The 12,716-nt window shown below is 59.9% G+C and carries 10 protein-coding genes; 6 read left to right on the forward strand and 4 right to left on the reverse strand.

Features of this window, described 5'->3' with window-relative positions; all coding sequences use genetic code 11:
• Positions 1-48 precede the first annotated feature (48 nt).
• Complete coding sequence (locus ACI0FG_RS00070) at positions 49-351, forward strand: hypothetical protein (RefSeq protein ID WP_419786523.1); 303 nt, start codon at positions 49-51, stop codon at positions 349-351.
• A gap of 21 nt (positions 352-372) precedes the next feature.
• On the opposite strand, the gene ACI0FG_RS00075 is transcribed toward ACI0FG_RS00070, so the two are convergent.
• Positions 373-2,547: a tetratricopeptide repeat protein gene (locus tag ACI0FG_RS00075; protein WP_419786524.1), complete on the reverse strand. Its 2,175-nt coding sequence runs from the start codon at positions 2,545-2,547 to the stop codon at positions 373-375.
• 114 nt (positions 2,548-2,661) lie between these two features.
• Between ACI0FG_RS00075 and ACI0FG_RS00080 the strand changes: the two genes are divergently transcribed.
• Positions 2,662-3,909: an SLC13 family permease gene (locus tag ACI0FG_RS00080; protein WP_419788416.1), complete on the forward strand. Its 1,248-nt coding sequence runs from the start codon at positions 2,662-2,664 to the stop codon at positions 3,907-3,909.
• Between the two features lie 88 nt (positions 3,910-3,997).
• On the opposite strand, the gene ACI0FG_RS00085 is transcribed toward ACI0FG_RS00080, so the two are convergent.
• The 3 genes from ACI0FG_RS00085 to ACI0FG_RS00095 all read right to left on the reverse strand — a co-directional run bounded on the left by ACI0FG_RS00085 (position 3,998) and on the right by ACI0FG_RS00095 (position 6,586).
• Positions 3,998-5,131 (reverse strand): DUF362 domain-containing protein, encoded by a 1,134-nt coding sequence (locus ACI0FG_RS00085; RefSeq protein ID WP_419786525.1) that lies wholly within the window; start codon positions 5,129-5,131, stop codon positions 3,998-4,000.
• A gap of 338 nt (positions 5,132-5,469) precedes the next feature.
• Positions 5,470-5,763, reverse strand: a complete 294-nt coding sequence (locus ACI0FG_RS00090) for an MBL fold metallo-hydrolase (RefSeq protein ID WP_419786526.1) — start codon at positions 5,761-5,763, stop codon at positions 5,470-5,472.
• A gap of 280 nt (positions 5,764-6,043) precedes the next feature.
• Positions 6,044-6,586, reverse strand: coding sequence for a hypothetical protein (locus tag ACI0FG_RS00095; protein WP_419786527.1), 543 nt, complete (start codon positions 6,584-6,586; stop codon positions 6,044-6,046).
• A 97-nt stretch (positions 6,587-6,683) separates the two neighbouring features.
• Between ACI0FG_RS00095 and ACI0FG_RS00100 the strand changes: the two genes are divergently transcribed.
• The 4 genes from ACI0FG_RS00100 to ACI0FG_RS00115 all read left to right on the forward strand — a co-directional run bounded on the left by ACI0FG_RS00100 (position 6,684) and on the right by ACI0FG_RS00115 (position 12,706).
• Positions 6,684-7,943 (forward strand): ABC transporter substrate-binding protein, encoded by a 1,260-nt coding sequence (locus ACI0FG_RS00100; protein ID WP_419786528.1) that lies wholly within the window; start codon positions 6,684-6,686, stop codon positions 7,941-7,943.
• A 35-nt stretch (positions 7,944-7,978) separates the two neighbouring features.
• The gene (locus tag ACI0FG_RS00105) at positions 7,979-10,528 is read left to right on the forward strand and encodes an EAL domain-containing protein (RefSeq protein ID WP_419786529.1); all 2,550 of its coding nucleotides are present in this window, start codon (positions 7,979-7,981) and stop codon (positions 10,526-10,528) included.
• Positions 10,529-10,548: 20 nt separating this feature from the next.
• Positions 10,549-11,883, forward strand: coding sequence for a Na+/H+ antiporter NhaA (gene nhaA, locus ACI0FG_RS00110; protein ID WP_419786530.1), 1,335 nt, complete (start codon positions 10,549-10,551; stop codon positions 11,881-11,883).
• A gap of 82 nt (positions 11,884-11,965) precedes the next feature.
• Positions 11,966-12,706, forward strand: coding sequence for a tetratricopeptide repeat protein (locus ACI0FG_RS00115; protein ID WP_419786531.1), 741 nt, complete (start codon positions 11,966-11,968; stop codon positions 12,704-12,706).
• The last annotated feature ends 10 nt before the right edge of the window (positions 12,707-12,716 follow it).

Raw genomic sequence — 12,716 nt, forward strand, 5'->3', positions numbered from 1 at the left:
GATTTGGTTTCACAAGTGAAGCGGGCAGGTCGCTGGTATTCAATATTTGTGCGTAATCGTTCGATATTCCATGGTATCGTCCGAGGCATCCCCGTTGGGGGGGGCGGAACGGAACATGTGGAAGTGGAGGGCAACACCCTGGCCTCGGCCCTCATCGGCTCGGCCAAGGGCATGGACCATTCGGTGCACGACTACTTTCTCTACCAGGACATGGGCTACGAAAAAATCGTCACCCCGCCCTTCATTTCCCCCTTCACCGGCGAACAGGTCCGCCTCATCTCCTGCTCCATCTACAACAGCGAAGGCCTCCGCTACGTGGTCCGCGTGGAGACCGCCTGCCCTGACTGTTGACAGCGGGGGCGGAGAGGGGGGCTACTCTTCCATATTTTCAAGATCAGCCAAGTCGTGTTGGGCCTGCCGGTAGCGTTGGCCTGGCTTGGAATGAGGATACTGTATGGCAAACGGTTCCAGGAGCGCGATGGCTTGCTTGAAGTCTTTGATAGCCAGAGGCTTGTTACTGGTTTGGGCATGTATACACCCACGTACATAGAGACTAGTTGCCAGGGCCGGTCTGAATCTTTGGGGGAATTGTTTCGCAAAATGCTCTCTGATTTTGATAGCCTTTTCAATGGCGTCTATCGCCCTTTTCGTGTCCCCCTCGACAGCATAACAGCTCGACGCGTTGTTGAGAATCGTTGCAAGTTTCGGACTGAATTCTTCGGGGAATTGTTCCGCAAGAGGCTTGTATGTTTTGATAGCCTTTTCAATTGCATCTATCGCCTTTTTCGTGTCACCCGCGTCAGCATAGCGGTTTGATGCATTGTTGAGGCTGTTTGCCAGTTCCGGGCTGAAACTTTGGGGAAATTGTTTCGCAAAATGCTCTCTGATTTTGATAGCCTTTTCAATGACGTCTATCGCCTTTGTCGTGTTCCCCTCGGCAGCATAGTAGTTTGATGCGTTATTGAGGCAGGTTGCCAGTTTCAGTTTGAACCCTTGGGGGAATTGTTTCGCAAGAGGCTCGTATATTTTGATAGCCTTTTTAATGGCGTCTATCGCCTTTTCCGTGTCCCCCGCGTCAGCATAGTGGCTTGATGCGTTGTTGAGCAGCCGTGCTTGTTCAGGCTGATCGACCGTATGGCAATTCAGACTGTTCTCACAGGCCGCCGCGCAGAGTGTTGCCATGCCATGGGGCGGATGAACATCAGTCAAAAAGGCTAGTTGTTCATCCCATTCTTCCATTGTGGAGAGGTGGTCAGCGAGCCGTTTGGCCGGAGTTGGCCCGGTCCCGAGTTCGAGCGACATATCCGAGCCGATGCGGCAGATGTTTTCCATCCATGTTTCGTTGGGGGCATGGAGAATGGCTTGGCGGATCAACTCGGGCGCCGAGTGAGCGTTTTTTCCAAACGTCTGGCTGACGAAACCCGCACCCACGATGTCCGGTTGAACCGCTGGGAAGGTTTCTCCGCGTAACAGGCCAGCTTCTCGGAGTGTGCCCCGGCCGTCCCATGGGTCGGGGATTCCCATATTCTTTTTCAGGGTAGCGTCCAGGCCCTGTATGTTCGTCCATGTCAGGGAACCGGCGATGGTTGCCATGGCCAGGATGTGGCCAAGGGTATCCCTGGATGCCCCGGAACTCTTTGAAGCGGCCCGGATGCGTTTTGTCTCCCGGCGGACGAGGCTCATGATGATCTCCGGCCCCGAAAGGGACAGCGGCCTTTTGTCCGGGAAGAGTGCGGCGTGGATGCCTGCCGCCACAAGGAAAAGTGGTCTGCGGCGGAAGCCTTGCGCATCCTTTCCCATCCAATCGGTCACTTCTGCCTGCGAGAAATTAAGCTGAGACGGAATGGGTTTGTCTTCGCCGTTGACCCAGGCGAACGCCTTATGTGCTGCGGACCGGCAGATATTCAGGGCGTCAGCCTCTGATATCTCAAGAGGCTGGAGCGGGACAGATTGGTCCAGTTTACCGCTTGCCCCTGCGTCGTCGATTCGTTCCTCCCACTCTGCCGGGGAGGTGCGTGTCAGAAAAAGAATACGAAGCCGGTAGTTCTTCGGCAGTCCGTTTTTGGGCAGGGTGGCGAGGACCCGGAGTACGTCATCCACCTTTTCCGGGTTCTGTTCCGGGTAGTCGATAATGAAGAGGGTTCCGACTTCACCCAGCGGAGCGTCCCAAGGATCATCAAGATGGTAGAACCCTGCTTCCCACTTATCGGCTTTAATAAGCATCTGCGCGAGCTCTGCCGCCAATCGGCTTTTCCCCACGCCGCCCGGTCCAGTGATGAATTTGAGGGAGATGGGATTCTTGTCGGTGTTAGCCCATTCGATCAGTTCGGCCAGTGTTTCGTCACGCCCTGCATAATCAGAAATTCTGCTCCGCCAGGAGAGCATATTGAAGATATCTTCCGTAACGACCGGTTTTTCGAATCCCGGATCAAGATGTGTGCAATCCCCGAGATTTTCCTGTTTTTTTATCGGGTAAAATCGGTCCAGCAGATTTAGCGTAACAGGAAAGACGGTGGCTAGTGCTGTCAGTGTTGTCAGTGGTTCCATGGCGGCATCCAGATTGGCTGTTTGCAAAATACGATATCGACGTTACCGTTACTCCGTGAAGCTGGCAATCCCTTCGCATTGACATATCAGGAGGAAAAGGCTCCATTGCAGAGCATGGATTCCCTGGGCGACATCACCACCTATGCGTGGCAGCGGCTGCCGTTGATACTGCTGTTTTGCGGCGGGTATCTGGTCTATCGGCTCATGGCGGCCACCAAACTGACCGAGGCGTTTGTGCATTGGGCGTTGCGCCGGTGCCGGGGCAACGGGTCGGTGCTGATTCTCTACCTCATCGCCACTGCGGCCGCGCTCTCGTCGTTCATGCCCAATACGATTACGGTGCTGACGTTGCTGCCGGTACTCAAACGACTGGATCGGGATTTTGCCGAGCAGGGGGCACCGGGCATGACCACCGTGCTGATGTGCGCGGGGATCTATGGCGCGGCCATCGGCGGCATGGGGTCCATGATCGGCTCCCCGGCCAATGCCGTGCTCTTTGCCGCGCTGGATTTCTTCAACGTGCCGGGGCGTGAGCAGCTCAACTTTTTCAACTGGTTCCTCTGGTCCGTGCCGCTGGTCGTGCTTTTTGTCCTCGCCGCCTGGGGCGTGGCCGCCGGGCTGGGTATGCCCCGCCGGGCGCGCGGTGTGCGGGTGGTCGTCTCCGGCCCGGAAGGGGAGCGGGGTGCGGACTCCCGCCAGCGGTTCGGCGGCAGGCTCTTCTGGCTGTATATGGCCTTCTGGATTCTGGAGGCCGTGGCCGAGCAGGTTGTTCCCGGCTTTTCCGCCGTGGCTCCGTGGGCCGGGCTCGCCTTTACCGCGCTGTATCTCTATCTGCTCTTCGTCCATCCGGCTCCGCCGCTTCCGCGAGCCTCCGGGCCGCTGCTGCGCTTTCGGGACCTTGTTTCCGGCATTCCCCGGCGGGGGCTGGCCTTCATCCTGCTGCTGGCCGTTCTTTTCGCCATCGTCCACTGGCTCCGTCTGGACCAGCGGGCCGTGGCCCTGGCCGAGCCGCTGTTCGAGGGCAGCCTGCCGGTCAAGCTGTTGTTCCCGTGCATTGTCCTGGCCGTCATCTTCCTGACCGAGGCCCTGTCCAACACTGCGGTGGTTGCCGCCTTTTTCACCATCGCCTATGCCGCGGCCAAGGCGTACGGGCTGCCGCCGCTGCCTCTCATGCTCGGTGTCAGCCTAGCCTCCACCTGCGCCTTCATGACGCCCATCGCCACCCCGACCAACGCCCTGGCCTTCGGCGAAATGCGTGGGGCCTCGCTTCGGACCATGCTCCTGCTCGGGCTGGTCCTGAATCTGGCCGGGGCCGCCATTCTGGCCGCATGGCTGGAGTGGGTGCTGCCGCATATCTATTGAGCCAGGCCACGCGGCGGCTATAGTACTAAAAAGGCGGTTGCCCCACGTGGGACAACCGCCGTTTTTTCGGTGAAGGTGCGAACCCTCGTTATTTGACCGTGATGATCTCGTACTCGCGGGTACCGAGACCGATCTTTTCGGCGTGCTCCAGGCAGGTCTGCCATTCGGACTCGGGCCGGGAATTGGTGAAGTGGTCGTGGTGATTCTTAAAGTCCTTCTTGGCCAGGTTCTCGGCCAGCTGGCTGCCCGGCAGGGGCTGGGCCGCCAGACAGGCGTCCACGCAGGCCTGGTCCAGGGCCAGGGGATCGGTGGAGGCGAACATGCCGAGGTTGGGCAGGATGGGCACGTCGTTTTCGCCGTGGCAGTCGCAGTTGGGGGAGACGTCCACGATCAGGGAGATATGGAACTGGGGACGGCCATCGACAACGGCCTTGGTATACTCGGCCATCCTGCGATTCAGGTTGGCCACCGCGGAATCCCGCCCGAAGGCGATTGCGTCGAAATTGCAGGCGCCCAGGCAACGGCCGCAGCCCACACAGTTATCGTGGTTGACGGTGGATTTCTTCTTCTCGGCGTCAAAGTGCAGCGCGTCATTGGCGCACTCCTTGATGCACGCCTTGCAGCCGACACATTTCTCTTCGTCGATGATGGGCTTGCCGTTGCAGTGCTGCTCGGTCTTGCCCGCGCGGGAGCCGCAGCCCATGCCGATATTCTTGATGGTGCCGCCGAAGCCGGTCATCTCGTGGCCTTTGAAGTGGGTCAGGCTGATGAAGACATCGGCGTCCATGATGGCGCGGCCTATCTTGGCATTCTCGACATATTCACCGCCCACGACAGGCACCTCCACGTCGTCAGTGCCTTTCAGGCCATCGCCGATCAGGATGGGGCAGCCTACGGTCAACGGGGTGAAACCGTTTTCCCAGGCACACTCCAGGTGTTCCAGGGCGTTCTTGCGTTTGCCCGGGTACATGGTGTTGCAGTCGGTGAGGAAGGGCTTGCCGCCGAACTCGCGGACCACGTCGGCCACGGCCTTTGCATAGTTCGGGCGGAGGTAGCTGATGTTGCCCAGCTCGCCGAAGTGCATCTTGATGGCGGCGAAACGGCCGTCCAGTTCGAGATCGCCGATTCCCGCCTTCTTGATCATCTTTTTTAGTTTAGTGGGCAGGCCGTCGCCAAAGGCCTTGGTGCGGAAATTGGTAAAGTAGACTTTTGCTTTTTCCATTTTTCTCTTCCCTCAATTGGTTTGAGTGTTTTCCTCATCTGCCTTTGATGCCTCCGTCCGGGCCTGGCACAATGATTTGTTGCTACCGGAGGTCTTTCCACCTCCGGGAGAACGCCTGCCGGCTTCCGTCCAGCCGGACAGTCTGGCCCATCGTGGGGGCAGCAGATGAAAATTTTTGTCCTTGCCCGCTTCGGCAATGCGGATGAAGGACTCGTTCCACGGATTGGTGGAGGTGCGGAACCGGCCGATATAGGCGGGCAACAGGGCCTTTGCCCCATCTCTTCGGCCGCCTGCACGGCCTGCTCCGGAGTCATGTGGATGAGCGGCCAGCGGGGATCTTACTGTCCTCCGTCCAGGGTGACAAGGTCGAATGTGCCGAACTTCTCGGCGATCATCGAGAAACGGGGGCCGTAGCCGGTGTCGCCGCTCAGGTGGATTTTGCGCTCCGGGGCGTGGATGACGTAGCCGGTCCAGAGCGTCTTGTCTGGGATATCTCCAGTACTTGAAGTCCGCGCCCACGCCGAGGATGCCCACGGTGCTTTGCCCGTCCGCCAGGATTTGGGTGGGTGTTGGATTTTGGAACTCGTCGTCCCTGCCGTTGGGGGAAGCCTCGATACGGGCCAGACGATCACCCGCAGGCGTTTTGCCGAAACAACAGCGTACAGGCTCCTGCCGCCGGGCAGAGCCGTAATCTCAAGGAGGTGTAGAGCACGTTTTTGCTCCTTCTCATCGTGTTCCCGATTCGGTGTGTTTGAGTGCCGGTTTGATTGCCCGGTTAGCGTATCTATACTTATGAAGGACGTTTTTTTGTAGTCCTAATTTTCCATCTTTCTTGCCTGATCCTCCACATGGCGATCCTGCAACCGGGAAAATGCGGCTCGTTCATCCGGCTGGGACCGTCTTCGGCCCGGCTTATGGAGCGAGTATGATGGGCGGAATGCGGTTGGCAAAGTTGCCCCAGTCGGCCGGGGCGGGACGCCAGCCGAGCAGGGAGATGGTGCGGGTGGCATCGGGATATCCGGTGCGGCGCAGTACGAGCCAGGCCGTGGCAAAGGCGGGTCTGCCGGAGCGGTCGAGGCCGAGGCGGATGGCGTGTGCAGCGCCGAGACGGCCCGTTGCCCGGGCGATGAACGCCCCGTTGCGGTCCGAGAGTCCGATGGCCGGGCCGACCTTGCCGATAAAGACGCCGTTCTGGTTCAGACGTCCCTGCGCCAGTCCTTCCTGCTCAAAGAGAACATCGCGGGCAGGAGTGTTCGACGGAGGCGGTGTGAGGAGCAGGGCGATCTCCACACCGGGAATCGGCTCGCCCCGGTCGTCCAGCACCTGGCCCACGCCCTGATAGCGGATGGTAGTCCACTGGTTGAAGCGGTGCAGCAGAAAGATGACGGCAACGGTCAGAGTAATGGAGAGCGCGCCGAGAAGAAGGCGGTGTCTGCGAAAAAAGTTCCGGCTCATTCCGCTTATATAGCATCGGCGGTGCCGGAGGGTCCAGGCTTTGCGGAGGGATTGCCGAAATCGTTGGGGGAGCTTGCGCTTTCGGGATACCAATGGCATGGTTTACCGCGTGTCCAATATAAGGCGATTCCTACTTTTTTGCGCGTTGTTGGTGGCAGCGGCCGGGCTGTTGCCGGGGCGGGCATATTGCGAAGAACCCAAGCGGGAACTGGTGTTCGGCATGTCGGCGGCCTTTACCGGAGCCACCGGCGAGTTGGGCATCGAGTTCTATCGCGGGGTCATGGCCTATATCGACCAGTTTAATGCCGAGGGCGGGGCGGATGGCTGGAAGATCCGCATTCAGCCCGCCAACGACGGCTACAGTCTGCTCCCCTGTTTCCGCAACACCCTGCGGTTCATTAACGATGACAAGGTTTTTGCCCTCTTCTCCTATGTGGGCACCCCCACCACGGCCCATATCCTGCCGCTTTTGCAGAAGTTCGAGGACCGGCACATCTATCTGCTGTTCCCGCTGACCGGGGCCATGCCGCTCCGAAACCCGCCATTCGACCAGTATGTGTACAATCTTCGGGTCTCCTATTTCCAGGAAACGGAAGGGCTGGTGGACCATCTTGTCGCTATCGGGCGCGACAAGGTGGCGGTCTTCTACCAGAGCGACGCCTACGGCCGCACCGGCTGGGACGGTGTGCGCCGGGCGCTCAGACGCCACGGGCTGTCCATAGTTTCCGAGGCCGCCTACCACCGGGGCGTGACCTTTGACCAGCATTTCGGCGAAGAGGTGCGGCATATCATGGCGGGCAATCCCGATGCGATCATCGTTGTCGGCACCTATGCCTCCCAGGCGGCCTTTGTGCGCGACCTGCGCGACGCCGGATACAAACTGCCGGTGGCCGGGCTTTCCTTTGTGGACAGCGACAAGATGCTGGAGCTGCTCGTGCAGGCGGGAAAACTGTCGGGCCGGGACTACACGGCCAGGCTGATCAACTCCCAGGTGGTACCCTGCTATGAGGATACCTCCCTGCCCGGCGTCCGCTATTACCGGAAGCTGATGGACGCCTACAACAACGTCCCGTCGCTTTCGATAAAAGGGTACAAGCCGCGCCGGTTCAGCTTTATCAGTTTCGAGGGATTCCTGAACGGCAGGTTGCTCGGCGAGATGGTCCGGCGCATGGCCGACGACCCCAGGCGCGATCGCATCCCCGAAGCCCTGGAGTCCATCCGCGATTTCGATCTCGGTATCGGGGTGAACGCCACCTTTGGGCCCGGCGATCACAAGGGCCTTGATGTCGTCTACTACACCATGGTGGTGGACGGCCGGTTCCAGCCTCTGACGGATTGGGAGGCGTGGCGACCGTGAAGGCTCCCAAGTTATTTCTTAAGCCGCTTTTTTTCATGGTGCTCATCTTTGGGGTTATTTCCATCGTCTCGTCTGCCACCTTCGGCAACCGGCTCCGGCGGGAAATGACGCGGGAGTATGAGTCCAAGGCCTTGGCTCTGGCCCGCAGCGTGGCCGAATCCGACATTGTGACTATTCTGGAGCAGGAGGCGGGCAGCGTTCAGGCGCGCATCAACCAGTACAAGTCCATCGCCGGGGTCTCTTACGTGGCCGTGGCGGACGAGGACGGAATCATCATTGCCCACACCTTTGTCCCTGCCGTCCCGGAGGCGGTGCGGGAACTGATCCACGAAACCGTCGGGACGCTGCCTGGGGACGAACATCTCCTGCGCACGGTCCGGTTCGGCGGCGGCGAGTATCTGCACGTGGCCCAGCCCATTCTGGACGGGCTGGCCGGGTGCGTGCATATCGGCATGGATTCCGAGGTCATCGCCCACCACATTCGTGATGCCGTGCTGGAGCAGCAGTTGCTCATGGCTGTCCTGTTCGGCGGCAGCCTGCTTATCGCCTTTGTCTTCATCCTGAATATTTCCAAGCCGCTCTCCCTGCTTACGGAATATGCGCGCCGCGTGGCGGGCAACGATTTCTCGGCCGACGCCCCGGACATCGAGTCCCACGACGAGGTGGGCGAACTGGCCGGAGCCATGCGCAACATGGCGCATCATATCGGGGACCTTGTCAGCGGTCTGGAGGAGCGGGTCCGGCAGAAGACCAAGGAGTTGCAGGAAGCGAGGGACGTGCTCAAGGAAAAGGTGGAGGAGCGCACGAGCGAACTGCTCCGGGCCAACACCCAGCTCAAGATCGAGGTGGCGGAGCGTCGGGTCATCGGCGAGGCCTTGCGCAAGGCGGAGAAGAAATACCGCACCATCTTCGAAAACGCGGTGGAGGGCATCTATCAGTCCTCGCCGGGCGGTCGGTTCCTGAGCGCCAATACTTCGCTGGCCCGTATTTTGGGCTACCAGACCACCGAAGAGCTGATGAACGGCATTTACGACATCGGCACCCAGCTTTACATGGATCGGGTCCGGCGTACCGAGTACCTCAAAGTCATTGATGAAAAAGGTGGACTCACTAATTTCGTATCCAAGGTGCGCCGCCGCGATGGCCGCTTCATCTGGATATCCGAAAATGCGCGTGCCATCCGGGACGACGACGGCACGCTGCTCTATTACGAGGGGTCCGTCGAGGACATCACCCTGCGCAAGAAGGCCGAGGACCAGCTCAAGCGGCAGGCCTTTCACGATCCGTTGACCGGACTGCCCAACCGCGCCCTTTTTCTGGACCACCTGCGGCTGGCCATGGAGCGCGGCAGGCGGCGCAAGCACCTCTTTGCCGTCATCTACATGGACCTGGACCGTTTCAAGGTCATCAATGATTCCCTGGGACACGAGACCGGCGATGAACTGTTGCGCGGCGTCTCCCGCGTGCTGGAGTCCTGCGGCCGGTCCGTGGATACCCTGGCCCGGTTCGGCGGGGACGAGTTCGCCATTCTGCTGGAGGAGATTTCCGCCCCGCGCGACGCCATCACCATTGCCCGGCGCATCCTGGACGGCGTGCGCCAGCCCTTTGTTATCGGCGGCAACGAGGTCTTTACCTCCGCCTCCATGGGCATCGTGCTCAAGACAGAGGGGTATGACCGGCCCGAGGCCCTGCTCCGGGACGCGGACACAGCCATGTACCGGGCCAAGGAACTGGGCAAGTCCCGGTTCAAGGTCTTCAACCGGAAGATGCACGACCAGGCCCTGCGGCTCATGGCACTGGAAACGGACCTGCGGCGGGCCGTGGACCTGGAGGATTTCGAGGTCGTCTATCAGCCCATCGTCTGCCTGGACACCCGGCGCATCAGCGGGTTCGAGGCCCTGGTCCGGTGGCGTCACGCCGAGCACGGCATCATCATGCCCGGGGACTTCATCTCCCTGGCCGAGGACACGGGGCTGATCCATGCCATCGACAACTTCGTGCTGGCCAAGGCATGTACGAAGGTCCACAGGTGGCAGCAGTGCAGCAATGCCCATTTCGAGGATGACCTGATCCTCAACGTCAACATCTCAGGCAAGCATCTGGGGCAGCCCATGCTGCTCAATCAGGTCTCGCGCGTGCTGGAAGACTCCGGCCTGCCGCCCGATACCTTGAACATCGAAATTACGGAATCCGCCCTGATGGACAACCCGTCCATGGCCGAGGAGGTGCTCAAGCAGTTCAAGCAGCTCGGCATCGGCGTGTGTATCGATGATTTCGGGACCGGCTATTCCTCGCTGTCCTATCTGCAACGGTTCCCCATCGATGTGGTGAAGGTGGACCGGTCCTTTATCACCGGAGTGGAAAAGGATCAGGACAGTCAGGCCATTGTGCGCACTGTCTTCTCCCTTGGTTCCTCACTGGGGCTGAAGGTGGTGGCCGAAGGTGTCGAAACTCCGGCCCAACTCGCTTTCCTGGAAAAGGAAGGGTGTAGGTTCGTTCAGGGGTATCTTTTTTACCGCCCGCTTGCCGCGGCAGAGGTTGATGATATGCTGCATTGTGATACGCTGGTACCCGAACCTGTTTGATCGCGAAGAAGGAGACGACCGTGCCGAAGCTCATAAGATGCGGCCTGGACCCTATAGACAAGGTGATGATGCCCTTCAGCCGGTTTTTCGAGACACAGGCAAGCGGCGGCATATTGCTCATAGGGTGCGCGGTGCTGGCCATGATCTGGGCCAATTCGCCCTGGGCCGGGAGCTACGAGGCGCTGTGGTCCACCCACTTCACTGTCGGGTACGGCCCGGCCATGCTGGAAAAGCCGCTTATCCTGTGGGTCAACGACGGGCTGATGGCCCTGTTCTTCTTTGTGGTCGGGCTGGAGATCAAGCGCGAGTTCATGGTGGGGGAGCTCTCCACCATCAGCCAGGCCCTGCTGCCCATAGTGGCCGCGGTGGGCGGCATGGTCGTTCCCGCCGGCATCTACGCCCTGATAAACGGCGGCGGTCCCGGCGTTCACGGCTGGGGCGTGCCCATGGCCACGGATATCGCCTTTGCCCTGGGCATTCTGGCCCTGCTGGGCGACCGCGTTCCCGTTCAGCTCAAGGTTTTTCTCACGGCCGTCGCCATTGTCGATGATATCGGCGCGGTGTTGGTCATCGCTCTTTTCTACACCTCTTCCATCTCCGTCTGGCTGCTGGTTGCCGCCGCCGGAGGACTGCTGGTCGCCTTTGCCGGCAACCGGATGGGGGTGCGGACCCCGGTTTTCTATGCGCTGGTCGGAGCCGTGGTTTGGGTTCTGGTGCTCAAGAGCGGCGTACACTCCACCGTGGCGGGCGTACTCATGGCCTTTACCATCCCGGCCGATACTCCCTGCGACCCGGAAGGTTTTCTCTCGCGGACCGGCAAGCTCCTCGACGAGTACCGCTCCGCGCTCTCGCCCGGTTCTTCCGTGCTGACCAATTCAGGAGTCCACTCCGCGCTCTTGTCCATCGACTCCCTGGCCACCACGGCCCAGACGCCGTTGCAGCGGTTGGAACATGCGCTGCATCCGGTGGTGGAGTACGCCATCATGCCCGTTTTTGCCCTGGCAAACGCAGGGGTGGTCCTTGGCGGGGATATTGGAACGGTGATGGGCAGTCCCGTGACGCTGGGGATCATGGCCGGTCTGGTGCTCGGCAAGCCGCTTGGCATCCTGCTGTCGGTCTGGGGCGTGGCCTTTCTCTCGGGCGGGTTGCCATCCGGCCTGAAGATGAGTCATTTCCTGGGGGTTGGTATGCTTGCCGGAATCGGATTCACCATGTCCCTGTTTATTGCCGCCCTTGCTTTCGACGGATCTCCCGGGCTGCTGACCGGGGCCAAGACTGGCGTACTGGCCGCCTCCTGCCTTGCCGGGATTCTCGGGTATGTGCTGCTCGACAGATCCACCCGCTCCGAGGGGTGATGCAGGGCTTCTCTTCCTGGGACAAGCCGTGTATCATCGCCGCAGAGAGTAACTCCATTTCTTTTTACAGGTAACCGATCATATGACAGCGAATGATTTGACGGGACATATTGAGGGCGTTTTCTCCACGGAAAAAAAGGGCAAGATAGGCACGGGCACAACGGCTCGGCGTGTCACCCAGACCTCTTATTATTTTTGTGTCGAGGGGGAGGATGGGAACATCAACATCCAGCTGCTCAACAACAAGAATGTGCCTACGGGCGAGGTCACGCAGATTTCAAAGGACACGCTCCTGGAAGAGTATCTGCCCATGCCACAACTCTACAAAGAGGTCATGGGCAATGTTCGCGAAATACAGAAGTCCGTGGCCCGAGGCGAGAAGTTCCGCAAGCGGGGCGAGACCTTTACCGCAGAGTTCGAGTTTAACAAGGCGCTGAACCTGGACGAGCAGAATGTGCGGGCCAATTTCGGCGTCGGCCTCTGCCTGCTTGCCCGGGACGAGGCGGAGCGGGCCCAGGAGGTCTTTGAGCGTATCTTGCAGATCGACTCCGCATTCGGCGAGGAGCACAAGCATCTCTTCAACGAATACGGCATAGAGCTGCGCAAGAAAAAGATGCTGGATCAGGCCATCGAGTATTACGGCCGGGCGCTGGATCTGACGGACCAGGACGAGAACCTGTGGTACAATCTGGCCCGTGCCCGGTTCGACAAGGAAGACTACGCCGGGGCGGCAGATGCCGTGACCCGCTGCCTTGAGCTTGAACCCAGGCATGAACATGCGCAGAAGATGCTGAACTACATCAACAAGAAAGAATTGATCTGATCCGAAGAGA

Origin of the sequence: Pseudodesulfovibrio sp. 7M6 (assembly GCF_050058625.1) — a bacterium.
GTDB lineage: Bacteria > Desulfobacterota > Desulfovibrionia > Desulfovibrionales > Desulfovibrionaceae > Pseudodesulfovibrio > Pseudodesulfovibrio salinus.